General features: G+C 62.8%; 23 protein-coding genes. 10 read left to right on the top strand and 13 right to left on the bottom strand.

Features of this window, described 5'->3' with window-relative positions:
* Positions 1 to 39: 39 nt before the first annotated feature.
* On the bottom strand, positions 40 to 996 hold the full coding sequence (locus KFK14_RS22745) for a D-2-hydroxyacid dehydrogenase family protein (protein WP_212609248.1): 957 nt from the start codon (positions 994 to 996) through the stop codon (positions 40 to 42).
* A gap of 33 nt (positions 997 to 1,029) precedes the next feature.
* Entirely contained in the window at positions 1,030 to 1,422 is a 393-nt protein-coding gene (locus KFK14_RS22740) for a carboxymuconolactone decarboxylase family protein (RefSeq protein WP_212609247.1), read from the bottom strand.
* Positions 1,423 to 1,564: 142 nt separating this feature from the next.
* On the opposite strand from KFK14_RS22740, the gene KFK14_RS22735 reads away from it, so the two are divergent.
* The 3 genes from KFK14_RS22735 (at position 1,565) to KFK14_RS22725 (ending at position 4,610) form a co-directional block, all read left to right on the top strand.
* Positions 1,565 to 2,293: a GntR family transcriptional regulator gene (locus KFK14_RS22735; protein ID WP_212609246.1), complete on the top strand. Its 729-nt coding sequence runs from the start codon at positions 1,565 to 1,567 to the stop codon at positions 2,291 to 2,293.
* A gap of 51 nt (positions 2,294 to 2,344) precedes the next feature.
* Positions 2,345 to 3,244 carry an NAD(P)-dependent oxidoreductase gene (locus KFK14_RS22730; RefSeq protein ID WP_246524748.1) on the top strand — a complete coding sequence of 300 codons (900 nt, stop codon included), beginning with the start codon at positions 2,345 to 2,347 and terminating at the stop codon, positions 3,242 to 3,244.
* A gap of 160 nt (positions 3,245 to 3,404) precedes the next feature.
* Positions 3,405 to 4,610 carry an MFS transporter gene (locus KFK14_RS22725; RefSeq protein WP_212609245.1) on the top strand — a complete coding sequence of 402 codons (1,206 nt, stop codon included), beginning with the start codon at positions 3,405 to 3,407 and terminating at the stop codon, positions 4,608 to 4,610.
* Positions 4,611 to 4,684: 74 nt separating this feature from the next.
* Here the strand turns inward: KFK14_RS22725 and KFK14_RS22720 are convergent, their stop codons facing one another.
* Positions 4,685 to 5,137 (bottom strand): MgtC/SapB family protein, encoded by a 453-nt coding sequence (locus KFK14_RS22720; RefSeq protein WP_212609244.1) that lies wholly within the window; start codon positions 5,135 to 5,137, stop codon positions 4,685 to 4,687.
* A 272-nt stretch (positions 5,138 to 5,409) separates the two neighbouring features.
* Here KFK14_RS22720 and KFK14_RS22715 point away from each other — a divergent pair, with 272 nt between their 5' ends.
* The 4 genes from KFK14_RS22715 (at position 5,410) to KFK14_RS22700 (ending at position 9,543) form a co-directional block, all read left to right on the top strand.
* Complete coding sequence (locus KFK14_RS22715; protein WP_212609243.1) at positions 5,410 to 6,015, top strand: VOC family protein; 606 nt, start codon at positions 5,410 to 5,412, stop codon at positions 6,013 to 6,015.
* A gap of 78 nt (positions 6,016 to 6,093) precedes the next feature.
* Positions 6,094 to 7,425 (top strand): histidinol dehydrogenase, encoded by a 1,332-nt coding sequence (gene hisD / locus KFK14_RS22710; protein ID WP_212609242.1) that lies wholly within the window; start codon positions 6,094 to 6,096, stop codon positions 7,423 to 7,425.
* Between the two features lie 36 nt (positions 7,426 to 7,461).
* On the top strand, positions 7,462 to 8,202 hold the full coding sequence (locus KFK14_RS22705; RefSeq protein WP_246524746.1) for an SDR family NAD(P)-dependent oxidoreductase: 741 nt from the start codon (positions 7,462 to 7,464) through the stop codon (positions 8,200 to 8,202).
* Between the two features lie 36 nt (positions 8,203 to 8,238).
* On the top strand, positions 8,239 to 9,543 hold the full coding sequence (locus tag KFK14_RS22700; RefSeq protein WP_212609240.1) for an MFS transporter: 1,305 nt from the start codon (positions 8,239 to 8,241) through the stop codon (positions 9,541 to 9,543).
* Between the two features lie 61 nt (positions 9,544 to 9,604).
* On the opposite strand, the gene KFK14_RS22695 is transcribed toward KFK14_RS22700, so the two are convergent.
* The 3 genes from KFK14_RS22695 to KFK14_RS22685 all read right to left on the bottom strand — a co-directional run bounded on the left by KFK14_RS22695 (position 9,605) and on the right by KFK14_RS22685 (position 13,455).
* Positions 9,605 to 10,252 carry a glutathione S-transferase family protein gene (locus tag KFK14_RS22695; protein WP_212609239.1) on the bottom strand — a complete coding sequence of 216 codons (648 nt, stop codon included), beginning with the start codon at positions 10,250 to 10,252 and terminating at the stop codon, positions 9,605 to 9,607.
* A 36-nt stretch (positions 10,253 to 10,288) separates the two neighbouring features.
* Positions 10,289 to 12,493: a TonB-dependent receptor gene (locus tag KFK14_RS22690; RefSeq protein ID WP_212609238.1), complete on the bottom strand. Its 2,205-nt coding sequence runs from the start codon at positions 12,491 to 12,493 to the stop codon at positions 10,289 to 10,291.
* Between the two features lie 92 nt (positions 12,494 to 12,585).
* The gene (locus KFK14_RS22685; protein WP_212609237.1) at positions 12,586 to 13,455 is read right to left on the bottom strand and encodes a fumarylacetoacetate hydrolase family protein; all 870 of its coding nucleotides are present in this window, start codon (positions 13,453 to 13,455) and stop codon (positions 12,586 to 12,588) included.
* A 144-nt stretch (positions 13,456 to 13,599) separates the two neighbouring features.
* Here KFK14_RS22685 and KFK14_RS22680 point away from each other — a divergent pair, with 144 nt between their 5' ends.
* Positions 13,600 to 14,508, top strand: coding sequence for a LysR substrate-binding domain-containing protein (locus KFK14_RS22680; RefSeq protein WP_070154748.1), 909 nt, complete (start codon positions 13,600 to 13,602; stop codon positions 14,506 to 14,508).
* A gap of 27 nt (positions 14,509 to 14,535) precedes the next feature.
* On the opposite strand, the gene KFK14_RS22675 is transcribed toward KFK14_RS22680, so the two are convergent.
* The 5 genes from KFK14_RS22675 to KFK14_RS22655 all read right to left on the bottom strand — a co-directional run bounded on the left by KFK14_RS22675 (position 14,536) and on the right by KFK14_RS22655 (position 20,107).
* Entirely contained in the window at positions 14,536 to 16,197 is a 1,662-nt protein-coding gene (locus tag KFK14_RS22675; RefSeq protein WP_212609236.1) for an FAD-dependent monooxygenase, read from the bottom strand.
* Between the two features lie 25 nt (positions 16,198 to 16,222).
* A complete protein-coding gene (locus KFK14_RS22670) occupies positions 16,223 to 17,119 on the bottom strand; it encodes an SDR family oxidoreductase (RefSeq protein ID WP_212609235.1) in 897 nt (298 codons plus the stop codon).
* A 21-nt stretch (positions 17,120 to 17,140) separates the two neighbouring features.
* Positions 17,141 to 18,208, bottom strand: a complete 1,068-nt coding sequence (locus tag KFK14_RS22665; protein ID WP_212609234.1) for an aromatic ring-hydroxylating dioxygenase subunit alpha — start codon at positions 18,206 to 18,208, stop codon at positions 17,141 to 17,143.
* A 118-nt stretch (positions 18,209 to 18,326) separates the two neighbouring features.
* The gene (locus KFK14_RS22660) at positions 18,327 to 19,280 is read right to left on the bottom strand and encodes a quinoprotein relay system zinc metallohydrolase 1 (protein ID WP_212609233.1); all 954 of its coding nucleotides are present in this window, start codon (positions 19,278 to 19,280) and stop codon (positions 18,327 to 18,329) included.
* Entirely contained in the window at positions 19,277 to 20,107 is an 831-nt protein-coding gene (locus KFK14_RS22655; protein WP_212609232.1) for a quinoprotein dehydrogenase-associated SoxYZ-like carrier, read from the bottom strand. The genes KFK14_RS22660 and KFK14_RS22655 overlap by 4 nt, the downstream gene beginning before the upstream one ends.
* Before the next feature lie 74 nt (positions 20,108 to 20,181).
* Between KFK14_RS22655 and KFK14_RS22650 the strand changes: the two genes are divergently transcribed.
* Positions 20,182 to 20,730, top strand: coding sequence for a rhodanese-like domain-containing protein (locus KFK14_RS22650; protein WP_212609231.1), 549 nt, complete (start codon positions 20,182 to 20,184; stop codon positions 20,728 to 20,730).
* Positions 20,731 to 20,839: 109 nt separating this feature from the next.
* Positions 20,840 to 21,274 carry a pseudoazurin gene (locus tag KFK14_RS22645; RefSeq protein ID WP_425516695.1) on the top strand — a complete coding sequence of 145 codons (435 nt, stop codon included), beginning with the start codon at positions 20,840 to 20,842 and terminating at the stop codon, positions 21,272 to 21,274.
* Positions 21,275 to 21,366: 92 nt separating this feature from the next.
* Here KFK14_RS22645 and katG read toward each other — a convergent pair whose 3' ends face one another.
* Together katG and KFK14_RS22635 are read right to left on the bottom strand one after the other, a co-directional pair.
* Complete coding sequence (gene katG / locus KFK14_RS22640) at positions 21,367 to 23,571, bottom strand: catalase/peroxidase HPI (RefSeq protein WP_212609229.1); 2,205 nt, start codon at positions 23,569 to 23,571, stop codon at positions 21,367 to 21,369.
* A gap of 168 nt (positions 23,572 to 23,739) precedes the next feature.
* Complete coding sequence (locus KFK14_RS22635; protein ID WP_212609228.1) at positions 23,740 to 24,780, bottom strand: rod shape-determining protein; 1,041 nt, start codon at positions 24,778 to 24,780, stop codon at positions 23,740 to 23,742.
* Positions 24,781 to 25,064 lie beyond the last annotated feature (284 nt).

Raw genomic sequence — 25,064 nt, 5'->3', positions numbered from 1 at the left:
GCCTTCGTGCGATATGCCCCGCCGCCATATGCAGCCTGTTCAGACGAGCGTGCGTATCGGCGCGCCGTCCAGCCACGCCTCAATGTCCTCAATGCCTTCACCGAAAAATGTGCGGTAATTATTCTGCGACACATATCCGAGGTGGGGCGTGGCAAGCACGTTGCCCAGCGTGCGGAAAGGGTGGCCGGCGGGCAGCGGTTCGGTTTCGAACACGTCCAGCCCGGCGCCCGCGATCCACTTCTCCTCAAGCGCGCGGATCAGTGCGGCCTGGTCGACAATCGGCGCGCGGGCGGTGTTGATCAGAAAGGCTTCGGGCTTCATCCGCCGCAGTTCCTGCTCACCGATCAGGCCGCGGGTCGACGGGGCCAGAACCAGATGCAACGACACGAAATCGCTGGTCTCCAGCAGCGCCTCTTTCGATGCCGCCCGTTCAACCCCTGCCGCAGCCGCGCGCTCGTCGGTCAGATTGGGGCTCCAGGCCACCACCTTCATCCCGAACGCCCCGGCGACCTTCGCCATTTGCGTCCCGATCTTGCCCAGGCCGATAATGCCCAGTTGCCGCCCGTTCAGATCGACGCCGACGCTGCTCTGCCAGGGGCCGTTCGCGCGGAATCCGGCATTTTCAACGGCAATCTGCCGCGCCAGACCCAGGATCAGCCCCCATGTCAGTTCCAGGGGCGGCGATCCGCTGGTCGCGGTTCCGCTGACCGTCACGCCATTTTTCTGCGCGGCGGCCAGATCGATCGCGGCGTTGCGCATGCCGCTGGTGACGATCAGCTTCAGCTTCGGCAACCGGTCGAGCAGGCTGGCCGGGAACGGCGTCCGCTCCCGCATGATGCAGACAATCTCCGCATCGCCAATCCGCTCAACAACAGCGTCCTCATTGGCCAGAAATTCCCGGACGGTGGATACGGACACGCGGTCCGCAATCCGGCTCCAGTCCGCCGACTGCAACGCCGCATCCTGATAGTCGTCCAGAACAACACATGTCTTCATTGGCATTCCTTTTTGGCGTCCCGGTTCGCGCGCTTAAGCAGCCGGGAGCGCGCCTTCCTTGACGAGCACTTCATGCGCGGCCTTGAAGGCGTCGAGGCCCGCCGGGATGCCGCAATAGGCGGTCGCGTGCAGCAGGGTCGCCTTGATCTCATCCACGGTCACGCCATTGTTCAGCGCGCCCTTGACGTGAAGCTGGATTTCCTTGGTCTTGCCCGATGCGGTCAGCATGGCGAGGTTGAGCAGGCTGCGGGTTTTGCGGTCCAGCGTCGGATCGCCCCAGGCCCAGCCCCAGGCCCATGCGGTCGTCGCCCGCTGGAACGACATCATGAATTCGTCGGCTTTCCCCATCGAGGCATCGACATATTCATCGCCCAGCACCGCGCGGCGGATTGGCAGGCCTATGTCGAATAGGGCTTCGTCGGACATTGTCGGCTCTCTCCTGAAAAATGAGCCATTAGGTAGGACTATCAAATATTGTAGGTCAATCGTGAATCTTAAAAATCCTTGCAATGTCGGGCGTAACTGATCAAAAGCGCATGTAAGAGCCACTTGATATCCGGAATGATTGATGGACAATCTCGATAAACGGGAAGGAGCTTCCCTCGTTTCGCAAACCGTTCGGGGGACGGTGGAGTCGCGAGTCCGCCTTGCCATTGTGGAGAATCATTTCGCGCCGGGCACCCATTTGTCCGACCGGTTGCTGGGGGAGGAGTTCGGCGCCAGCCGCAATGTCGTGCGAGAGGTTGTGCGCGTTCTGGAATCGGAAGGTCTGGTCACTGTCATCCCGAACCGCGGCCCGTTCGTGTCGATCGTGACGGCGGCGGAGGCGGTGCAGATATATGAGTTGCGCGGGGCGCTGGAGGCGCTGGCCGGCGAAGGCTTCGCCACCCGCGCGTCCGAGGATGAACGTGCAGCGCTTGAGGCGGTGTTCGAGGAGCTTTGCGCCTTCAAGTCCAAGGACCAGCGGGCGCTGAGCGCCATCAAGGAGCGGTTCTACAGCATCCTTCTGACCGGGTGCCGCAACCGTTTCGTCGAGGAAACCCTGCGGCAGTTCCTGAACCGCATCGCGCAGTTGAGGATGACGACGATGGCGTCGCCAGGCCGCTTGCCCAACACCATCCGGGAGATGGGCCGGATCATGACGGCGATCCGCAACCGCGACGGCGACGGCGCGGCGCAGGCGTGCAGGGACCATGTGCGCGCCGCTTCCATCGTCGCCAGCGGGATATTGCGTGAGCGTGAAGCGGCGGCGCTGGAGGATGACCAGTCCCCGTCAAGGAGATCGCAGCAAGGCTAGGCGGCGGCCGCAGGTTTCCAGACTCAGGCATATTTCAAAGAGGTCGCATCAGTGAACGATACAGTTTTAGGTTTTATCGGGCTTGGCCGGATGGGCACGCCGATGATCGCGCATCTGGTGGCCGCTGGTTATCGGGTATTCGCCTATGATCCGTCAGCCCAGGCGCTGGAGGCGGCGGTCAAGGGCGGAGCGGTCGCGGCCAGCGACGCGGCCGAAATCGCAAAGGCGGCGGATATCGTCCTGCTGTGCCTCCCCACGCCGGAAGTCGTGCGCGCAGTGACATTGGGGGATGATGGCCTGATCAGCGGGGAGCGCGTGCGGATCGTCATAGACCTGTCCACCACCGGCCCCAAAATGACGGCCCTTGTCGCCGCGGCACTGGCGCAGCAGGGCAAGATATTCGTCAATTCCCCGGTCAGCGGCGGTGTCGCGGGCGCGGTGAAGGGCACGCTGGCGCTGATGGTGTCCGCGCCGGCGGCGGTTTATGAGGAAATCCAGCCTATCCTCGCGCATCTGGGCAGGCTGTTTCATGTCGGCGAGGACGCCGGGCTTGGGCAGACGCTGAAGCTCGCCAACAACCTGCTCAACGTCGCGGCCGTGGCGATCACGTCAGAAGCGATGGTGATGGGCGTGAAGGCCGGGCTGGACCCGCAGGTGATGCTTGACGTCATCAACGTCAGTTCGGGCCACAACACCGCGACGCGCGACAAATTTCCCAAGAACATCCTGCCGCGGACATTCGATTTCGGATTTCAGACCGGCCTTGCCTACAAGGATGTGCGGCTCTGTATCGATGAGGCGGAAGCCCTTGGCGTGCCGATGGTCGTCGGCGGCGCCGTCCGCCAGTTCGCGGCGATGGCGAATGCGCAGCTCGGACCGGGCAGCGACTTTACCGAACTCGTCAAAATGGTGGAGGGCTGGGGCGGAGTCGAAGTCGCGGCCGCCGGATAGAGTCCGGTCGCGCGCCAGCGATCTTGAAACGGCAACAGACCCAAATCCTTGTGAAGCGGGCGGGCCAGCATGAATATGGGGAGGATGGACGAGTGGCGGCAGAAGGGCGGATCGGCGCGCGCATTTTTACTCTGTCATCGGCCTTTCCGGGGGCGGCGCGATGATCGACAGGCCCCTTAATCCCTGGTGGATGGTCGCGGCCGGCGCGCTGGGGACGAGTGTCGGAGCGGGAATATTCGCCGTCTATTCGCTGGGCGTGTTTGTTGCGCCGATCTCGGCGGATCTGGGATGGAACCGCTCGATCCTAGCCGCCTGCATCACGATATTCCTGTTCTCGACCGGACTGGGCACCGTCTGGCTGGGGCGTTTGATAAGCCGGTTCGGGTTGCGAAAGCCCAGCGCGCTGTTCTTGGCCATATATGTCGCCACAGTGGCCGCCATCGCGCTGCTGCCCGCTGTTCCGCTGCTCTTTTATCTTAATTTCTTCGTCATGGGCATCGCCGGGGCGGCTGCCTGCCCCATGCCCTATGCGGTCGCGATTTGCGGCTTTTTCGATCAGCGGCGCGGCCTTGCTCTGGGTATTATGATGCTGGGCGCGGGCCTTGGAGCGATGCTTTCTCCCCAGCTTTCGGCCTATCTTCTAAATGCTTTCGGCTGGCGCACCGCTCTCCTCCTGATCGCGGCGATCGCTGCCGTACCGATATTGGGGATCATAGTCTGGTTGCGAAATCCGCCGCACACGGCGCCGGGCGAAACCTCTGCGCAGGGCGCTCCCGCCCAATCCTATCTGAGAAGCCGGGAATTCTACCTTATCGCGGGCGCGGTCGCTGGCAATTCGGTGGCCGCCGTGGGGATCATGACCAGCATCGTCCCCCTCGCCACCGATCGCGGGATAAGCATGACGGAGGCCGCGACCATGTTGTCCGTCGCGGGGGCGGCCGCCTTTGCAGGCCGCCTGATTGTCGGCTGGCTCTTTGACAAGCTGTTTGCGCCCTATGTCGGGGCGACGGTTTTCATCCTTGCCGCAATTGGCGCCCTGCTGATCGCCTGGGGCGGCGGCGGACTGACATCCTATATCGGAGCAGGGCTGGTCGGAACCTGCCTGGGCGCGGAGGCGGACTTTGTATCCTTCATGGTCAGCCGGTATTTCAGCACCGCTCTTTTCAGCCGGGTCGTGGGCGCGATGTGGGTCGCATGGGCATGGGGCGGCGGCATCGGCACCTATCTGGCTGGGCTGTCCTATGACTGGACCGGCTCTTATGTGAATGCCTTCATCGGCTTTGTGGCGCTGCTGATCCTCTCCGCCGTGCTGCTGCTTCGCATGCCGCCCTATTTCCACGCGCATGGAAATGCGGCGGCGCATTAGGGGCGTCACGCATCGGGCGGCCATGGTTGCGGGGCCTATGGCTGACGGCGCTCATCCCCGCCGCACAGCACAGCTCAGGACTGCTGGCCGGGTTCTTCGCTCTGCTCGTTCGCGCGCGGTTTGAGCGGCGCCATGATCCAGAGCGTGGCCATGGTGAAAGCCGCCAACACGACCGCCACGCCATAGCTGCCCAGTCCCGTCGCAACCCCTATGGCGCCTGTAACCCAGAGGCTGGCGGCTGTGGCGGTTCCCCGCACCGACTCCTTGCCCTGCAGGATTGCGCCGCCGCCAAGGAAGCCGATGCCCGCGATCACGCCTTCCAGCACCCGCGCCATCGCCGCCGGGTCGTCAGCAGTCAATTGTTCCACCGCCTGCACGAAACCGGAACTCGCCAACGCCACAAGCGGGAAGGTCCGCAATCCGGCGCTGCGTTCTTCCTTCTCCCGATTCCAGCCGATCGGCACCGCCAGCGCATAGGCGGCCGCCAGAGCGAGAATGTGGGGCAGGAACGCGAAAGGATCGGTCACGGAAAGGTTCCTCTGGCGCTCCTTCCAGAAACGGGGAAGCCGCCGCCCGTGTCAGCGCACGCGCCCTCCGCTGGTTCCAGACGCCAGATCTGCGAACGCGAAATATATGGAAGAACCCCGCATCAGCGATGGCGCATTTCCCGCCGACGGGCGCATCCCACATGATAACAAACCAGTATCGTACCGGAAAAAGCAACATCGTGAGATACGCTCTCAAGGCGTCCATACTGTGAAAACGAACCTGCTTTGCAAGGCGTTCACAGGAGATAGCGATGGTTGCCACAGAGGCTCAGTTCACCGGAAGCGATCAACAGTCCGGTGTGACTGTCTCGCCGATCAAGCTCGCCCATGTCGTGTTCAAGACATCCCGTTTCAGGGAGATGATCGATTGGTATCGGCTCGTCCTGAACGGCACGATGGCGTTTGCGGATGAGGGCATCGCCTTCCTCGCCTATGACGACGAGCATCACCGCATCGCCTTTATCAACGTGCCGGGACTGGGGGAGCAGGTGGGAAAGCTTGCCGGCGTGCACCATGTCGCCTTCACATACGCCACGCTGGAGCAGTTGCTGGATAATCATGCGCGGCTGGCCGAGAGGGGCATCAAACCGGCCTGGTCGGTGAACCACGGACCCACCACCTCGCTCTATTATGCCGACCCGGACGGCAATCACCTGGAATTTCAGGTCGACAATTATGAAACGGTCGAGGAGGCGGGGAAGTTCTTCTTCACGGACGCCTTCGCCACCAATCCCATCGGCGTGGATTTCGATCCGGTCGAGCTGCGCCGCCGGTTGAAGGCGGGCGAGGACGAGGATCAGCTCAAGCAGCGCCCGGCGAGCGGGCAGCGCGGCGTGGACAGCATCCCGCTGCGCTGACGCGCCGATCCAAATCATATTGACACCCGGGCCGCAGCGAGCGCGACCCGGCCTTCTGCAATCAGACAGGAAAGACGAATGGCACGATATCTGAAGCGTGGGGCGGTTGCCGAAGTGAAGGCGGAGGCGGACCGCCAAGTGCGCGAAACCGTTGAACGAACGCTGGCCGATATTGAGGCGCGGGGCGATGCGGCCGTTCGCGATCTTTCCATCAAGTTCGACGATTGGGACCGCGACGATTATCGCCTGACGCAAGGCGAGATCGACGCCTGCGTCGACAGCCTGACGCCGCAGGAGCGCAAGGACATAGAATTTGCGCAATCGCAGGTGCGCAATTTCGCCCAGATCCAGCGTGACAGCATGAAGGATGTGGAGGTGGAAACGCTGCCCGGCGTGATCCTTGGCCATCGCAATATTCCGGTCAATGCGGCCGGTTGCTATGTGCCCGGCGGCAAATATCCGTTGCTGGCGTCCGCCCATATGTCCGTGATCACCGCCAAGGTCGCCGGAGTGCCGCGCATCGTCACCTGCGCGCCGCCCTTCAAGGGGCAGCCTGCCCGCGCGATCGTCGCCGCGCAGGCGATGGCCGGCGCCGATACCATCTATGCGCTTGGCGGCATCCAGGCGGTGGGCGCGATGGCGCTGGGCACGCAGAGCATCGATCCTGTCGATATCCTTGTCGGTCCCGGCAACGCCTTCGTCGCGGAAACGAAACGCCAGCTTTACGGGCGCGTGGGCATCGACCTGTTCGCCGGTCCTACAGAGACGCTGATCATCGCCGACGAAGCGGCGTGCGACCCCGAATTGGCGGCGACGGACATATTGGGTCAGGTCGAACATGGCCCGGACAGCCCCGGCATATTGCTGACCAATTCGGAGAAGCTGGCGCGGGAGACCATGGCTGAGATCGAACGGCTGCTGCAGATATTGCCGACGGCCGATCATGCCCGGCGGGCGTGGGAAACATTCGGCGAAGTGATCGTGGCGGACAGCTATGAGGAAATGGCCGCAATCGCCGACGACATTGCCAGCGAGCATGTGCAGGTGATGACCAGCGACCCGGATTATTTCCTGAATACTATGACGAATTACGGCGCATTGTTCCTTGGTCCGCGCACCAATGTCAGCTTCGGTGACAAGGTGATCGGCACCAACCACACGCTGCCGACAAAGAAGGCGGCACGCTATACTGGCGGCCTGTGGGTCGGCAAATTCCTCAAGACCTGCACCTATCAGAAGGTTCTGACGGATCAGGCGTCGGCGCTGGTTGGCGAATATTGTTCGCGCCTTTGCGCGCTGGAGGGTTTTGCCGGGCATGGCGAACAAGCCAATGTGCGCGTGCGGCGCTATGGCGGACGCGATGTTCCCTATGCCGGTCAGGCCGCGCCGAGCGAATTGACCGCAGTCTGACCGGATATGGGCAGCCCGCTTCCCCGCACCCCCAGCATGAGGCTGGATGGCCGGCGGGCCATAGTCACGGGCGCGGGCAGGGGCATCGGCCTTGCCGCCGCCGCCGCGCTGGCGGAGGCGGGGGCAGCGGTGACGCTGGTCGCGCGCAGCGCCAGCGAGATCGAGACCGGGGCGGACATGATCAGAGCGGCAGGAGGCGAGGCGTCGGCCCAAGTGCTGGACATTGCGGACCTGGATGCGATCAACGCCTTCTTCGCCGCGCAGCCCGCTTTCCACATTCTGGTTAACAATGCCGGGACCAATCGGCCTAAACCGATGTGGGATGTCAGCCCGGACGATTTTGACGCGGTGATGGACCTCAATCTGAAATCGGCCTTCTTCGCCACTCAGGCCTGTGTGGCGCCGATGATCGCGCAGGGCATTGCCGGGTCGATCATCCATATGGGATCGCAGATGGGGCATGTCGGCGGACCCAACCGGTCGCTCTACTGCGCCAGCAAATGGGCGCTTGAGGGCATGAGCAAGAGCTTTGCGCTTGACCTCGCCCGCTATCGCATCCGGTCAAACACCGTTGCCCCCACCTTCATCGAAACGCCGATGACGCGACCCTTTTTTCAGGACAAGGCTTTCCTCGACAGCGTGCTGGCGAAGATCAAGCTTGGCCGGCTTGGCGCGGTCGAGGATCTGATGGGCGCGGTTCTTTTCCTGGCTTCAGATGCGTCGGCGATGATGACCGGCACGAGCATGGTGGTGGATGGAGGATGGACGGCGGATTGAGCCTGCCACATGATAATAAGGCGCTGAGAGGATTGCATGTACCACCAAAGCTATCGTGAGCGCCTGTTGGCGTCGCCCATGAGCCGGTTTCAGATTACCGCGGTCGCGATGGTCATCGCGCTGTGTGCGCTCGACGGCTTTGACGTGTTCGCCATCACCTTCGCCATCCCGGAGATCGAGCGCGAATGGCGGGTCGGCAAGACAGAGCTGGGCATGGTGCTGTCCGCAGGGTTGCTGGGCATGGCGATCGGGTCCCTGTTCATTGCGCCGCTTGCAGATTTGTGGGGCCGCCGCCGGGTGCTGATCCCCAGCCTGGCGGTGGTGACCGCCGGTACCGCTTGGTCATCCATGGCGTCGGGACCGCTCGATCTGGGGCTGTCGCGGTTGACCACCGGCATTGGGATCGGCGCGATGATCGCCATCATCAATCCGCTTGCGGCGGAATATGCCAACGCGCGGCGGCGCGACCTGTGCGTCACCCTGCTTAATCTGGGTTTTCCGGCCGGCGCGATTGCAGGGGGCATGATCGCCGCATGGATATTGCCGCAATTTGGATGGCGGGCGCTGTTCCTCTGGGCGACGGTGCTGGGCGCGGTCATGCTGCTGCTGTCGATACGCTGGCTGGTCGAGCCGATCGCCAGCGTGCTGGCGCGCCCGTCGGAAAATACGCTGGAACGCGCCAACGCCTATCTGGCGCTGTGCAACCAGCCGCTGCTCGCCGCCCTTCCCGAACGCGCGGCCAAGGACAAGGAGCCATCGGCGCTGTCCCTGCTGCGCAGGCCCGACATGGCGGTCGTCACCCTCTATGTGATGACGATCTATTTCCTCTACGTTGTCTCGCTTTTCTATATTCAGAGTTGGATACCCTCGATGGTCGTGGGCGCGGGCTTCGACCCTTCGCAGGCCGCGCGCGTGTCGGTGTGGATGAACATCGGCGGCATCCTCGGCGGGCTGACGCTTGGCATGTTGAGCGAGCGGATCGGCCTTAAATATTGCGTCGCGCTGGCCTTTACCGGCGGCGCGCTGACGATTGGCGCGTTCGGCCTTGTGCCGGTGCAGATCGGGATATTCATGGCGACCGGCGCATTGCTTGGCTTCTTCACCATTGGCGGTATGGCCGGGCTTTACGCGGTTGTGTCCCGCAGCTTCCCTGCGGAGGCCCGCGCGTCGGGGACCGGCCTGGTGATCGGCATCGGCCGGTTGGGCAGTGCGATCGCGCCGACCGTCGCGGGCCTGCTTTTCGCCCTGGGCTTTGGCCGGTCGTCCGTGTCGATCGTGATGGCGGTGCCCGCCCTCATCGCTGCGTCGATGCTGTTGCGCGTGAAAATGCGGAAGGACTGACCGGAGGGTTCCGGCCAGTCCTTCCTATGGGGTTATGCGCAGGGGTGAACGGCCGGGGCGGCTACAGCTTGAGCGTTGCTCTCGCCTCGGCATCGATCTCCAGCATCCGCTGGAATGCGGGCCTGTCAGACATTTTTCCGGCATGCCCGTTCAGCAACGGATAGGGCGTGCTGTCGAACTTCGCGTTCCGGGCGACGGTGAATGCCCAGTTGAGATAGACATCGACGATCGACCATTCCCCCAGCCACCATTCCCGCTCCGCCAGCCGTCGCTCGGCATAGCCGAAAGATTTCTTCGCCAGCGCTTCGGATTTTTTCCTTACCGGCTCACCGTCACCGTCCGTCAGGCGTGAAGGATTGGCGATTCCGCGGATTTGCGGATGGAGGGTCCCGCCGCAAAAGGACATGCCGCCCACGGCCTCCGCCCGCATGCGGGGCGAAGGATCGGCGGGGAACAGCCCTGCATCGGGACGCAGCGTCGCGATATAGGTCAGGATCGCCGCGTTTTCGGACAGCGGTTCCCCGTCGATCAGAAGCAGCGGCACCTTACCCAGTGGCGAAACGCCAAGATAATCCGCGCCCGACTGTTCGCCCGCAGCGAGGTTCACCAGCCGGACTTCGTAGCTAAGCCCGGCCGTTTCCAGCGCGCATATGCTGACCTGAGAGCAGGCGCCGGGGAAATGATAAAGGACGAGTTCGGGCTGTGGCATGGTGATGATCGTCTCCTCCTTGATCGACGGGCGTTGTCAGAAGCTGAGCTTTGCCGTTACGCCGTAGGTGCGCGGCGCCTGACCGTAAGAGATCGGGTATCCGATCGCCTGGCTGCTGGCGTTGGTGATGATCTTCTCGTTCGCGAGGTTCCGTCCCCAGAAGCTGAGCGAATAATGCTCGTCGCTCGACGTCCAGGTGATGGAGCTGTTCAGCATCACGAAGCTGCCCTGCCGCAGGAAATTGTCCGGCTCGAAATAATAGTCGCCATTATAGTTGCCGGTGACGTTGAAGTGCAGGTTGCCGAAGGAAACATCCGTTTCGTAATCCGCCGCGAGCGAGGCGGCGAATTTCTGCGCCTGGGGGATGCGGTTGCCGCTGGCGTCCACGGTGACCAGCGTACCGCCGCCGCCGGGCCGGACGATGCTGCCCACCGCGTTGCGATAATCCGTGAACTCCGCATGCATGATTTCCATGCCGCCGCTCAGGCTCAACGCGTTCGAAAGCTTGGCATTGAAGTCGACGTCCAGGCCGTAGATTCTTGCCTTGGCGCCATTCACGACCGTCTGGGCATTATTCAGGAACTGGATCACCTGCAGGTTGGAATAGTCGTAGTAGAAGCCGCCGATGTTCAGCCGCAGGCGGCGATCGAAGATCTGCGTCTTAAGCCCGGCTTCATATGCGTCCAGCCGTTCGGGCTGATAGGGGGGATTGTTGACGTTGAGGACGTTGAACCCGCCGCTCTTGATCCCGCGATTATAGGAAACATAGCCCAGAATGTCGGGAGTGAACTGCTGGTCCAGAGCGATGCGCCAGGTCGGCTTCTTGACGGTGAGCGAGTCTGGCGTGGCCGCCGGCTTGGGCACCGTCAGCACCGTTCCGTTATAGCGGGTGAGGACGGTCGATCCTTCGAAATCGCGCTTCTCATACGTCCAGCGACCACCGACGGTCAGGCGCGTGCCCGGCGCGAACTCCCAGGTCGCCTGTCCGAACGGCGCGATGGACTCAGTGGTTTCGATGCCGAAGGTCTGGCTGAGGCGATTGGAAGTCGGCCCGAACACGGCGGGCGGATAGAAAGGCTCATAGAATGTCCGCGTGATCGGCGTATTGGCGATCTTGTTCCAGAAATAGAAGGCGCCGACCGTCCAGGTGAAGGGGCCGCTATCGTTCGAGATAAGCTGAATTTCCTGGGAAAAGCTCTTGTTCGGCTGATCGCCCTTGTCGACCTGAACATAGAAAGCGGGCGTTCCGGTGGGCACGTCGTCGAACAGGTAGCTGGTGCTGCCGCGCCGGTAGGCGCTGATCGAAACCAGCTTGGCGAAGTCGAGATCATGATCGATGGTAAGGCTGACGCCGCCGCCCTTGAACGCGGTGAAGGGGTCAATCTGGGAGCGCGTGTCGCGCACATTGCCGACCGGTGCGAACGGGACGGTATATGCAGTGCCCGGATAGGGGACGAAATTGTAGGCGCGTTCCTTCCGGTTCATATAGTCGCCGATCACCGTGACGTCCGTCCGCGACCCCAGCTCGAACACCAGCTTGCCGCGTAGCGACAGCGAATAGAGCAATTGCAACGTATCATGGCCGTTGGTCAGGTTGGTGCCATATCCCTCGCCCTGATCGGTATAGTCGGCGGAGAAGCTGGCGGCGATGCCATCGGCGATGCCGCCCGCCGCATAGACCGTGCCCCGGAACGTGGCGTAATTGTCTATGCCTGCCCTCGCCATGAACTCGCTATCCTGCGTAGGCGTCTTGGTCGTGATCTGGATGACGCCGCCCGTCGCATTGCGGCCGAACAGGGTGCCCTGCGGCCCCTTCAGCACGGCGACCTGCTGGACGTCCGGCAATTCGCGCAGACCCTCGCGCTGCTGGGGCAGATACACGCCGTCGATATAGAGGGCGACGGGATTTTCCACCACGTTGCTCGACGTGCCCACGCCGCGAATATAGGGCTGGAACGCGCCAGCCGTTACGCGGGACGTCAATCCGGGGGTGACGGCTGGGAGCGTCTGAAGATTGGTGATGCCAGCGCTCTCCATTTCCTCGCCATTGATCGCGGTGATCACGATGGGCACCCGCTGCAGATTCTCGGCGCGCTTCTGCGCGGTCACGACGATATCCGCCACGCCGGCATCTTCCGCTGCGGCGGCGGCTTCGACCTGCGCCTGCGCATGCGCCTGACATGCCATCATCGCGATGGGCAGAAGGATCGCGGTCGACAAATGGAGTGTGTAAACTTTCATGGACATTCCCCTCTGATCTTTTGATTATATGTTTCTAAAAATCCGTTCCGGCTGACGCCTTGCCGGCCCCGCATGCCGCAAGGCGCAGCCTGTCACGCGGGTTCGGCGATCACCGTGTTTTCAATGTGTCCCAGCCCCTCAATCTCCACCCGCATCACATCGCCGACCTGCACGAAGCGGGGCGGTTCATGCGCCACGCCGACGCCGCTGGGGGTGCCGGTCGACAATATGTCCCCCGGCTTCAGCGTCATGACGGTCGAGAGGTAGGCGATCTGATCATAGATATTGTGGATCATGTGGCCGGTAATGTCGTTCTGCCGCTCCTCGCCATTGACCAGCATGCGAAGCCGCAGCGCATGCGGATCGCCAATTTCATGCGCCAGCGTCAGCCAGGGTCCGATCGGGCCGTGGGTGTCGAAGGATTTGCCCAGCGTCATCGTGGAGGAGCGCCGCTGCCAATCGCGCACCGACACATCGTTCGCCACCATATAGCCGCCGATCACCGACGCCGCATCGGCGGCCGTCACATGGCGGCAGGTCTTGCCGATCACCACAGCCAGTTCCGCCTCATAATCAAGGTCGGCGGAGACGCGCGGCATCACGACATCGGCGAAGGGGTCGTTGATGCACGACACCTGCTTGTTGAACCAGAGTTGATAGGCGGGCGCTTCATAGCCGAGGCTGACGGCTTCCTTCGCATGTTCGCCATAGTTCATGCCGATCGCGAGAAACTTTTCAGGCCGGTGAAGCGGGGCGTGAAACGTCACGGCATCCAGCGCCAGCGCGCCAGCGCTGTCCGCTTGCACGGCTTCAAAGCGCTCTATCGCTTGCCCGCCCGCCTCAAGGAAGCTGATGACATCGGAAGGCAGGCCGGGGTCGGCGATCGAGAGGTCGACGACATGATCGCCAAACACCTTGCCGAGCCGCTTTTTCCCATCCTTCGAAACAACGGCCAATGGCATCAGATTTCCTCGCAATGCGGCCGGCTGGAGGTGCGGCCTTGGCCAGCAATCTAGGAAATCGGCCTTTTCTTGCGGAGAGCCTAAATAGGCGATATTGATATCAATAAAGTATCAGAATGATAAGCTGAGAGGCGAGGCCAACCGATGAAATTGAGCCATTTGCGCGACGTGCTGGCAGTCGCCGAAGCAGGAAGCCTGCGCGCGGCGAGCCGGCAGCTTGGTATCGCCCAACCGGCGATGACCCGCAATATCCGCGATATTGAAAATGAGCTGGGCGTCGCATTGTTCGAACGGCATGTCCGCGGTGTCCGGCTTACCGAAATGGGCGAGGTGTTCGTCCGGCGCGCGTCGTCGGTGGAGGCGGAACTGCGGCGCGCGCGTGAGGAGATCGAGCAGCTCAAGGGCAAGACGACCGGTCAGGTCTCCCTCGCGGCATCGACGGCGGCAAGCATTGCTGTGCTGCCCCGCGCGCTCGCCAATTTCCGCAAGGATTATCCCAACGCCCTGGTCAAAGTGTCGGAAAGCCTGTTCCAGCCGATCGAAACAGACCTGCTGGAGGGCAGGGTGGACATGTATGTCGGCGTGTTCGACGAAGAAGCCTTCACCAACCAGTTCCTGATCGAGAAACTGTTCGACAACCGCCGCGTGATCGTGGCGCGTAAGGGGCATCCGCTGAGTGGCACCCGGCGTCTGGCCGATCTGGTCGATGCGCGATGGGTGCGGCCGACATTGGCCACGCGCACAAGCGAGGCCGATTTTGAGCGCATGTTCGAACGCGCCGGGCTGCCCGCGCCTGAAATCGTGATGCATTCCCGGTCCACGCTGATCACATTGATGGTTGTGGCCAGTTCAGACCTGTTGACGATCCTCCCCAAGCAATGGCTCGAATTTGCGCTGGCCGCCGATCAGTTCCAGTCACTGGAGGTCGATGATCCACTGGTCGCGGCGCCGGTCTGCATCGTGCGGCGGCGCGACCTGCCGCTGACGCCGATGGCCGAGCGGCTTTGCGATCTTGTCCGGCGATCGGGTACGCATTATGGCCAGCAGCAATAGGGCTGCCCGCGCCAGATGTCGCCGCGCCTAGCGCGTGGCCATGGCGGGCAAAGATGTCGCGGCATCGGCGCGCTGGCCAGTGACCACGGCAAAAATATCATCGCCCGGCCAGGCGTTTCCGCGCCAGGCGACATGCTGATCCGGGCGGATAAGCGCCAACCGCCCGCCATAAAGCTGATCGAGGCCGGATCCGGGCAGATCGACAATCGTCAGGGGCGCATCCAGAGCGGATGAAGCGCGCTGCGCCTTTTCAATTTCGGCCGTCATGCCGTCGCCCATGACGAGCAGTGTAAAACCCGTACCGAACAGGTCGTAGAGGGACCGGCCGTCATCCAGCCAGCGATGCGGGGCCAGCGCGCCGGGGGCGGCGCTCGGTTCATAGTCGCGTGTCATTGTCCATCCCGCGGATGAACCATCGTCCACTATGATCGGCGAGTTGAGGTAGCGGTAGCCGAGCACGACCCCAAGGGCGTTGAACTCCTGATATTTCGTCCGGTGAATGAGCGCGGCCACATCCTCGCGGATTTGAGCGCCTTCGGGAGTGTCATCCTCTATGCCAGCCCGGAAAAGCTGATTGGCGAGAACGGCGTGATTATTCTCCGCCTCATCCAGCACCATTTCATGAACCGGCCGGCGTTCCGCCTCATAACTATCGAGCAGGGCAGGGCCGCCCCATCCCTGCAGCCGGGCGGCCAGTTTCCAGCCAAGATCGACTGCATCGGACACGCCCATATTCATGCCGAACCCTCCGAAAGGCGGATGGAGATGGCAAGCATCGCCAGCCAGGAAAACGCGGCCAAGGCTGTAATTGTCGGCGAGCAGGCGGCTCGCCACCCATTCGTCCGAACTCAGGATGCGATAGGGAAGATCGATGCCGGTCGAACGGCGGATCAGGTCCACGGCCTCCTCATCGCTCAGCGTGACGTCCTTCGGCAGCATGGTGGGCATGAAATACCAAAGGTCATTCTCGTCCATCCGGCCGATCAGGCTCGGCATCTCCGCATTGACCTGCCAATACATGATCCCCGGCCCCTGGCTATGGGCCTCCGCCAGACCGGGCGCGTGGAAGATGATGTTATAGTTGCGCGACAGGCCATAGGTGCCGACCATCTGCGCGCCGATATTTTCGCGCACCAGGCTGCGCGCGCCATCCGCACCGACCAGATAGCTCGTTTCGACGCGCAGTTCGTGACCGCTTGCCACGTCCCGCAACGCCACCTGCACCGTATCGCTGTCCTGGGTGAAACCCAGATATTCCTTGCCGAACATCATCTGAACCGAAGGAATCGACGCTGCATGTTCGCGCAGCACAGCCTCCAGCTTATATTGCGGAATCCACTGGCCATGCTCGCTGTAGCGGTCGTCGCGGCGCGGCGCGCAATTGAGCGAATCCTCAAAGCGCGCGAGCCGGTAACCGTTCAGCCGCGTCACGAAATGCACGTCGCTTGGGTAGTCGATGCCGAAAGGCGACATCGCGGCCAGCTTTCCGGCGATGCCCCAGCGGCGCATATGCTCCCGCGTGCGGACATGCGTGGTCTTGGCGCGGGGGGCATGGCCGCCGCGTTCCGTACGCTCGACCAGCAGGCAGGGTATGTCGCGGCTGCCAAGTTCTATGGCGAGGGCAAGGCCGGTCGGTCCCGCGCCCACAATAACAACCTGTGGCCGCGCCTGTACGTTTGCTAACGTCACTTTCTGTCTCCGGGATGGCGTGCGGCTAGGCCCGCTCAGTCAGCAGGGCTGGCGCGGACGCCAGGAACTCGCGGTAATTCCGCTCAACGAATTGGGCGAAGCTGGTGGGCTCCCGGCCAAGCAGCCAGGTCAGCACGTTGGGATTGCCGATAAAGTCGTGCGCGGAGTAACGGGCGCTGATCGCGCGCAGGACCCGCGCTTCATGGGTGAAGTTGGCAGGGTCCTTGTCGCCGATAAAGGCCTTCAGATATTCGTCGCCGCTGATCTCCTCAACCGGGACAGGCTTGCCCATCACATCGGAGATGATGCCGCCCAGTTGGTGCGCGTCATACCGGCCGCGTCCGACCAGTTCATAGGTCGCGCCATAATGGCGGTCGGGGTTGACGAGCACATCGAACACGACATCGGTCACATCGTCGAGGTCGACCATGGACTGCAACCGGTCGAGCGACCAGGAGAGGCGGAAAACACCGTCACGGAACACCGGCTGCAGCTTAAGCGGCAACATGTAATTGGCGGGCTGGAGGATGGTGAACTCCAGATCCGAGGCAAGCAGATATTCCTCAACGTCACGCTTTATCTCATGCTGCACCAGATCGGTGATGATCGCATGCAGTACGGAGCTGAACACGAAATGGCGCACGCCGGCGTTGCGCGCCGCATCGATAGCGGCAAAGCCGATCTCCCGCTCACGCGGATGAAGCACCGGGCCGATATGATAGACGGACGTCACGCCCTCCATGGCGCGATCCAGCACGCCCGCTTCGCTCATGTCGCCGACCAGGACTTCGACGCCCAGCGCGCGCAGCTTGTCGCCGGACTGTTCGGAACGCACCAGCGCCCGCACCGGCACGCCCGCCTTCGCCAGCTTGGGCATCAACAGCTTGCCCTGATTTCCATTTGCCGCAGTTATGAGAAACACGTTCCCGCTCCTGTTTAGAGATTAGTTGTGGGCCGACTTGCGGATCGTTGCCTGGCCCGTTTCACCGTTCATTTCGCTGTCCATCATCCGTTCCAGGCACCGTCGGCCCTCGACCGATCCGACATCGGCCTGCAATGCGTTGGACCAGTCGTCGCCGTGGCGATCGATCGCGATTTGCTGCGCCTCCAGCACCCGCTTGTCCTCCTCGAAAGCCTCGCTGACCTGATTGAAGATCAGGGCGTCGATCTCCGCATCGTCGATGCGGAAGTTGCGGGCCGTGGCCCAGAAATAATGGGTCGTCTTTTCGTTCGCCGGGGTCATGGCGTTCATGACCCACAGGTTGATGCCATGATCAAGCCGGCCTTCGGGCGCGCCCGTGCCGGTTTCTGCGCCGCCGGTGTGGATGACGACAAAGCTGGGCGCGGTGTACCGGATGACGGACCAGCGATCGATATTTCTGCCCGCAGGCAGATGGCCGGTCTTTTCATAGGTTGGCGGCGGCGGGCAATCGATCACCCAGCGCGAAACGCGCACGCCTCCATCGATCTTCTCTGCGAAAATCTTCGCATTGGCGCCAAATTCCCGGTTGCCGATGGTTGAGGTGTGGACGAAGCCGACATGCGAAAGATCGAGCAGATTGTCGTTGAGCAGGCGAAAGCCAGCCTTCACAAAATTGGTGCTGCCGACCGCCGCCAGACTGGGGTCGGTGAGCTGATGGAAATCCGGTATCTGTGCGGGGTCGGCCAGTTCGACATCGCCTGTCCAGATCCAGACCCAGCCATAGCGTTCGGCGACGGGATAGCTCCGAATGCGGGCGCGGGGCGGGATCGCCTTCTGGCTGGGTACATGCACGCAGCGGCCTTGGGCGTTGATCTGCATGCCATGATAGCCGCATTGAATCGTTTCGCCGACGACCTGCCCCATGCTGAGCTTCAGATGGCGATGCGGGCAGCGGTCCTCAACGGCGGCAAGCAGGCCGGACTCGGTGCGGAACACCACCACCTGCTGCTCAAGTATTTCGCGGCTCACAGGGGCTTCGGCGACGTCTCTCGCCCAGCAAATGACATACCAGCAGTTGTGAATATACACAGGCTCTCTCCAGCACTTACCGGACAATAACATCATGCAGTGCTAAATCGTGATGGGGAGATGCAGTCAGCGATAGCAAATAGATATCGCTGGATGATGTGGGCCTTGCTCGCCGCCCTTAGCGGTCCTGTATATCGACGCGGGGGAGCAGCGCCGCCTCCATTCCGGGATAGAGATGCGACACGCTGCGTTGCAGTTCGTAACGCGCGGCGGCCATGCCGGCGAAGCGGGGCGGAATGGCGATGTTGCCTGCCTCTACCATGTCCAGCCCGGACGTCACGGCTTCCGTAAGGGATGCTTCCAGCCAGTCGATCCAGTCGCGGGTTTGCGCAATCGCCGCGCCTCCCGATGGATCGAAAGGCCCATGGCCGGGGATGGCGCTCTTGTGCGGTACGGCCTTCAGCGCATTCAGGCTCTGCCGCCATTTCGCCAGATCGCCCGTCGGCGTGCTTGGCGCGCGATCATGGAACAGCAGGTCGCCGGCGATAAGCGTCCCCGTGCGCTCGTCCAGTAGGGCAAGATCGGCCGCGCTGTGCCCCGACAGCGGCAGGAGCCTTAATGTACGGCCGCCGAAATCTTCCGACGCCTGGTCGATCCTGCGCCCCGGCAGCAGCAGTTCGGTGCCCCGCATCCAGTCGCCCAGAATGCGATACATGGCGTCGGAAAAGCCGCGCCCGTCCCTCTGCATGTCGCTGATCGTTTGCGGCAGGGCGGCGACGATCGCCGGGTCGAACGCCGCGATCCCCATGCCATGGTCGGGGTGCAGGTGGGTCACATAGACCCGTATCACGGGCTTCCCCGTCACCTGCTCCGAAACCGTTTTCAACTCACGGCCATAGCGAAGCGAGGGGCCGCTATCGACCAGCACGGTTCCGGCAGGCGTGGCGATGATGGCAATATTCGCTATCGCGCCGCCATTAGAGGGCAGGATCGGCGCGTCGTCGCCATGGATCATCCAGACGCCGTCCGCCACCGCTACGGGGGCGATTATATATTCAGTGCCCGCCGCCATCGCCGCGACTGGCATCGACGCCAGCAATCCGCCAATCATCGTCCGGCGGGAAAGGATCACCGCGCCGCCGCCAGCGGCATGGGCGATTGCTGCGAGACGGCGACTTTCGCGATATAGTCCCGCCCGTTGCTGTCCCGCCCCTCGACGGTCAGCGTCTCGCCCGCCCTGGCCTGCGGCATCAGGGTGATCGCGGGATCTTCGGAGACGGATGCCCATATGTCCATGTCGCCAAGGACCGCGCCGGACCCGGACCGGACCTCCATCGCCTCAATATTATAGGTGGGGATATTGGCGACAAAGCCCGTGTCCATCGGATGGCGGAAGGTGATGCGCAAACGGCTGACGCCTCCGCCTGCGTTCGCGCCGGGCGCGGGCCAGGCTTCACCCCGCATCTCGCCCAGATGCTGCGCCCAGTCGCCCTTAACCCGGCTGACCGGAGGCGCGGAACAACCTCCGCCCGCCGCATCCACCCAGCCGCCGCTCACCAGCCATTGCCCGTCCGCAAGCTGTACCGCGCCGCGCACAGGCGTTCGCTGGTCGAGCTTGATGCGCGTGGCGATATAGGGTTCGGCTGCCTTGGGGCGATAGTCGATGGCGACCGGTATGGGGTTGAGATCGGCGAATATCACCATGCGCTTCACCGGCCCGATGCCCCTCGCGTCGAGGGCGACGGGAAAGCTGCGCTGGTTTTCCGCGATTTCCGGGAAGGCCACCTTGACCCGCGGGTCGAAGCGGACGGGATCGTCGCCGAAGATTGTTGTCGCATGCGCCTGCCACATGGGGGAGGCAAGGGGATCGTCGGGATATGGCGCGCGCGCAGGTGCTGGTGCGGAAGCCAGCAAGGCCCCCGCGCAAAGCAGCATAAGCGTCGGGATGCGCCGTTTCATGTCCTTCTCCCAATGTCCATGATTACAGCCGCTGCCGGGCTGCTACCATTGCACCTTGGGTCTGGAGATAGACGATGTGGAAGGCGCTGACCATTCTGACCCTGATCCTCGCCCCGGCTGTGGCGACAGGCGCAGAACCCGGCGAGGAACTGTTTAACGCCGACGGATACCGGATCGCCCATTATCGCGCGCCAGTGCCCTATGCGCCTCAGGGTGTCGGGAGGATCGCCCCGGCCGCCGCGGCGCAGTTGCGGCCGGACCGGGATGCGCTGTTCATTGATGTGCTTCCGGCGGAGGGCGGGCATCGCGAGGCGGACGGACAATGGCGTCTGGCGCAGCCGCGCCCCAGCATTCCGGGCGCACACTGGTTCCCGGAAACCGGGCGGGGCGAACTGGCGCCCGGTTTCGCGGACTGGTTTGCGCGGGGCGTCGCGCGGTTGTCGCGCGGGCGGAAGGACCGGATGATCGTCACCTTCTGTCTCGCCGATTGCTGGATGAGCTGGAACGCCGCGCGCCGATTGCGCGCGCTTGGCTACACCAATGTCTGGTGGCTGGCCGAGGGGACGGACGGCTGGCGGGACATGGACCTGCCGCTGGTCAATGCTACGCCCGTATCCCGTTAGGACCAAAGACCAATTGCGGCGGAAGGCTGCCCGGCCGAAGCATGGCGGCAATCGGCGATGCCAAAATGCTTTAGGAGAAACCATGTCCTCGTCCCCCACCAGGAACCTCATGCTGCCCGCCGCTCTGGCGGCCGTGCTGATCGCCGCCGCGCCGTTCACTGCGTCGGCCAAGGATATTGTGGTGCATATGAAGAATCAGGGCGCGGAAGGCGCGATGGTCTTTGAACCCTCGTTCGTGAAGGCGGCGCCCGGCGACGTCATCCATTTCATGCCTACTGATCCCAGCCATAATGCCGAAACCATGCCGACCATGCTGCCCGCGGGCGTCACGCCGATGAAGGGCGGAATGAACAAGGAGGCGGTGATCACGGTCACGAAGGCGGGTCTCTACGGCATCAAATGCATGCCGCACTATTCCATGGGCATGGTCGCCCTGATCCAGGTGGGGAAGGTCACGCCCGCCGACGTCGCCGCGGCGAAGGCCGTCAAGCTCCCCCCCTTCGCAGCCAAGCGGATGAATGCCGCGCTGGCCAAGGTGAAATGATCAACATAATGCCCGCTGCATGATACGGGCAGGCGGACTTCCGGCAACCCCCCGGAAGTCCGCCTTTCTATTGGGTGAAGCGGGCGCGCAGGTCAGGCGCGATCAAAACGGTCGGCGTTCATCACCTTGGTCCATGCGGCCACGAAATCGGTGACGAATTTGTCCCCCGCATCGCTTGCCGCATAGACTTCCGACAGTGCGCGGAGCTGAGAGTTGGAGCCGAACACCAGGTCGGTGCGGGTGGCGGTCCATTTCTCCTTGTCCGTTGCGCGGTCGGTGCCGACGAAAACCTCGTCGCCGCGATCGTCCACTTCCTTCCACGCCGTACCCATGTCGAGCAGGTTGACGAAGAAGTCGTTGGTCAGCTTGCCGGGCCGGTCGGTCAGCACGCCATGCGGCGAGCCTTCATAATTGGCGCCAAGGACGCGAAGCCCGCCGACAAGCACCGTCATCTCCGGCGCGCTGAGGCCAAGGAGCTGAGCCCGGTCGATCATCAATTCCTCCGTCGGCACATTGAAGCGTACCGAAAGGTAATTGCGGAATCCGTCAGCCTTGGGTTCCAGCGGGTCGAAGCTGTCTGCATCGGTCTGCGCATCGTCTGCGTCGGCCCGGCCGGATGTGAACGGCACGCTGACATCATGCCCGGCATCCTTCGCCGCCTTCTCGACGCCCACTGAACCGCCAAGCACGATCAGGTCGGCTATGCTGACCTTCCCGCCGGACTCCGCCTTAATGCCCTCATAGACCTTGAGCACCTTGGCAAGCTCCGCTGGCTCGTTGACGTCCCAGTCCTTCTGCGGGGCCAGGCGAATGCGCGCGCCATTGGCGCCCCCACGCTTGTCCGATCCGCGAAAGGTGGATGCGGACGCCCATGCAGTCTTTACGAGCTGACCAACGCTGAGGCCCGATGCGGCGATCTTGCCTTTCAAGGTTGCGACATCGGCATCGCCCAGCGCCTGCCCCGCAGGAATCGGGTCCTGCCAGATCAGGTCCTCCGCCGGCACTTCCGGACCAAGATAGCGAACCTTCGGCCCCATGTCGCGATGGGTCAGTTTGAACCAGGCCCGCGCAAAAGCATCGGCGAACTGATCCGGGTTCTTGTAGAAGCGATCGGAGATTTTCCGGTATTCCGGGTCCATCTTGAAGGCCATGTCGGCTGTCGTCATCATCGTCGGCAGGCGGCGGTTGGGGCTGTGTGCGCCCGGAGCCATATCCTCCGGCTTCTGATTGACGGGCTGCCACTGCTGCGCGCCCGCCGGACTCCGCACCAGCTCATAGTCATAGTCGAGCAGCATGCGGAAATAATTGTGGGACCAGCGGATCGGGGTGGGCGTCCATGCGCCCTCAAGCCCGCTGGTGATCGTATGATCGCCAACGCCGCTTTCATGACCGCTCTGCCAGCCCAGGCCCTGCTGCGCGATGTCGGCGCCTTCCGGCTCCGCGCCAACCTTGGATGCATCGCCGGCGCCGTGGCATTTGCCGAAGGTATGGCCGCCCGCCGTCAACGCAACGGTTTCCTCGTCATTCATCGCCATGCGCGCGAAGGTCTCGCGAATGTCGCGGGCCGACTGGAGCGGATCGGGATTGCCGCCCGGTCCTTCGGGATTGACGTAGATGAGGCCCATCTGGATCGCGGCCAGCGGGTTTTCGAGCGCCATGTCCTTGTCGGGCTGGATGCGGGTCTCATTGCCTTCCTGGCCGACCCAGAACTCCTCAGTGCCCCAGTAGATGTCCTTTTCCGGCTCGAACACGTCTTCGCGTCCGCCGCCGAAGCCGAATACCGGACCGCCCATCGACTCGATGGCGACATTGCCCGCCAGAATCAGAAGGTCGGCCCAGGACAGTTTCCGGCCATATTTCTGCTTGATAGGCCAGAGCAGGCGGCGCGCCTTGTCCAGATTGGCGTTGTCCGGCCAGCTATTGAGCGGGGCGAAGCGCTGAGTGCCGGATGAAGCGCCGCCACGCCCGTCGCCGGTGCGATAGGTCCCCGCGCTATGCCAGGCCATGCGGATGAAGAAGGGACCATAATGTCCATAATCGGCCGGCCACCAGGGTTGGCTGTCGGTCATCAGCGCCGTCAAATCCTTTTTCAGCGCCGTATAGTCTATAGATTTGAATTCTTTGGCATAATCGAAGTCATCGCCCATCGGATTGCCTGTGAGGCCATTCTGATGAAGGATTTCCAGCGAGAGTTGGTTGGGCCACCAGTCTCTGCTCGTCCGGCCCAGAAGGGATCTCAGTGCCGCTGGTTCTTTCGACGGATCATTAAGTGGGCTGCCGCTCGTTTTTGCGTCCATGATCGAACTCCTCTCTGACGTCCTTCTGCATCCAGATTAAGCTCAAATCATTACAGTGTGAAACGATCCCCCTTCATCACTGATAACTATCAAATCGATCAAAGCGCTTAGACCGCGATTCTGGGCAAGAGGTGGCAAAGGATATTCCATATCGCCGTTCCACCGGCATTATGCTGCGGCGAGGACCGCAGCATAGCTGGGCAGCTCAAGCGCCTGTCCCGCCCCCATCGCAACGCAAATCAGGGCATCGTTCGCCACCGTCACCGGCAGGCCGGTGGCGTCGGATATGGCCACATCTATGCCGCGAAGCAGCGCCCCGCCGCCGGTCAGGGTGATGCCTTCCTCAATGATGTCGGCGGATAATTCCGGCGCTGTCGCCTCCAGGGCCGAGCGGACTGCGCCTATGATCTGCGAGACCGGCTCCGCCAGAGCGTTGGCGATTTCCGCTTCGGACACGGTGACTTCCGCTGGCCTTCCATTGACCAGATCGCGGCCCTTGACGATCATTGTCGCTCCGCCATCGGCGGGCATGATCGCTGAACCGATCACATGCTTCACTCGCTCGGCCGTGATTTCTCCGACCAACATATTGTGCATGCGGCGGATGTGGGACGAAATGGCGTCATCCAGCTTGTCGCCGCCGATGCGCACGGAGCCGCTATAGGCGATCCCGCTCAGCGACAGGACGGCGACTTCGGTGGTCCCGCCGCCGATGTCGACGACCATCGCCCCGACCGGTTCAGTGACAGGCAATCCTGCGCCGATGGCGGCGGCCATCGGTTCCTCGATCAACTGAACGCGCGATGCTCCGGCATTGGAGGCCGCATCGCGCAGCGCCCGGCGTTCGACCATCGTGGAGCCGGAGGGGACGCAGATCACCACCTCATAGCGCCGGGGCAGGCGGGCCGGGCCGCCCAGCGCCTTGTCGATCAGATGCTTGATCATCTGTTCGGCCACGTCGATGTCGGCGATGACGCCATCGCGCAACGGGCGGATCGCCTGAATATTGTTCGGCGTCTTGCCCATCATCAGTTTCGCTTCATTGCCGACGACTTTCACGCGGCGAATGCCATTATTGGTTTCCAGCGCGATTACCGATGGCTCGTTAAGGACGATGCCACGGTCGCGGACATGGATGACCGTATTTACCGTGCCAAGATCGATGGCCATGTCGTGCGTGGTGGAGGCGAAGATGCGGGAAAATTTCATGGGCGGGTGAACTGCAGCCTTCTACGCCTCCAATGGATTTTTGGAGGGGGTGAGAAATTCAGTGATAACTTGGACTTAGGGCGAAATTGCGCCGCCCGTCCCCTTTCGTGCGGCGGTCTGCCGGTTTAGCGGGTCTTGATGAGGGCAGGGCGTTTCCCGGTTGCGGCGGGCGGCATGCCCTGCCGCCTTCCGGCCGGTGTTGCGCTTGTTCGCGGCACCCGGTATAGGCGGCGCTCGCAAAGGGCGGCCCGGCGGGGGCCGCCTTTTTGCGTTTGGACGTACAA

Source organism: Sphingobium phenoxybenzoativorans (genome assembly GCF_018286635.1).
Taxonomy (GTDB): Bacteria; Pseudomonadota; Alphaproteobacteria; order Sphingomonadales; family Sphingomonadaceae; genus Sphingobium; species Sphingobium phenoxybenzoativorans.
The sequence above is the reverse complement of the archived record's forward strand: the minus strand, read 5'-3'. Positions and strand labels throughout refer to the sequence as shown.

Bases quoted from the DNA above. Each gene is read 5' to 3' on its own strand.
- KFK14_RS22745 (WP_212609248.1), bottom strand. From the start codon at position 996: ATGAAGACATGTGTTGTTCTGGACGACTATCAGGATGCGGCGTTGCAG.
- KFK14_RS22740 (WP_212609247.1), bottom strand. From the start codon at position 1,422: ATGTCCGACGAAGCCCTATTCGACATAGGCCTGCCAATCCGCCGCGCG.
- KFK14_RS22735 (WP_212609246.1), top strand. From the start codon at position 1,565: ATGGACAATCTCGATAAACGGGAAGGAGCTTCCCTCGTTTCGCAAACC.
- KFK14_RS22725 (WP_212609245.1), top strand. From the start codon at position 3,405: ATGATCGACAGGCCCCTTAATCCCTGGTGGATGGTCGCGGCCGGCGCG.
- KFK14_RS22715 (WP_212609243.1), top strand. From the start codon at position 5,410: ATGGTTGCCACAGAGGCTCAGTTCACCGGAAGCGATCAACAGTCCGGT.
- hisD (WP_212609242.1), top strand. From the start codon at position 6,094: ATGGCACGATATCTGAAGCGTGGGGCGGTTGCCGAAGTGAAGGCGGAG.
- KFK14_RS22705 (WP_246524746.1), top strand. From the start codon at position 7,462: ATGAGGCTGGATGGCCGGCGGGCCATAGTCACGGGCGCGGGCAGGGGC.
- KFK14_RS22700 (WP_212609240.1), top strand. From the start codon at position 8,239: ATGTACCACCAAAGCTATCGTGAGCGCCTGTTGGCGTCGCCCATGAGC.
- KFK14_RS22695 (WP_212609239.1), bottom strand. From the start codon at position 10,252: ATGCCACAGCCCGAACTCGTCCTTTATCATTTCCCCGGCGCCTGCTCT.
- KFK14_RS22690 (WP_212609238.1), bottom strand. From the start codon at position 12,493: ATGAAAGTTTACACACTCCATTTGTCGACCGCGATCCTTCTGCCCATC.
- KFK14_RS22685 (WP_212609237.1), bottom strand. From the start codon at position 13,455: ATGCCATTGGCCGTTGTTTCGAAGGATGGGAAAAAGCGGCTCGGCAAG.
- KFK14_RS22680 (WP_070154748.1), top strand. From the start codon at position 13,600: ATGAAATTGAGCCATTTGCGCGACGTGCTGGCAGTCGCCGAAGCAGGA.
- KFK14_RS22655 (WP_212609232.1), bottom strand. From the start codon at position 20,107: ATGAAACGGCGCATCCCGACGCTTATGCTGCTTTGCGCGGGGGCCTTG.
- KFK14_RS22650 (WP_212609231.1), top strand. From the start codon at position 20,182: ATGTGGAAGGCGCTGACCATTCTGACCCTGATCCTCGCCCCGGCTGTG.
- KFK14_RS22645 (WP_425516695.1), top strand. From the start codon at position 20,840: ATGCTGCCCGCCGCTCTGGCGGCCGTGCTGATCGCCGCCGCGCCGTTC.
- katG (WP_212609229.1), bottom strand. From the start codon at position 23,571: ATGGACGCAAAAACGAGCGGCAGCCCACTTAATGATCCGTCGAAAGAA.
- KFK14_RS22635 (WP_212609228.1), bottom strand. From the start codon at position 24,780: ATGAAATTTTCCCGCATCTTCGCCTCCACCACGCACGACATGGCCATC.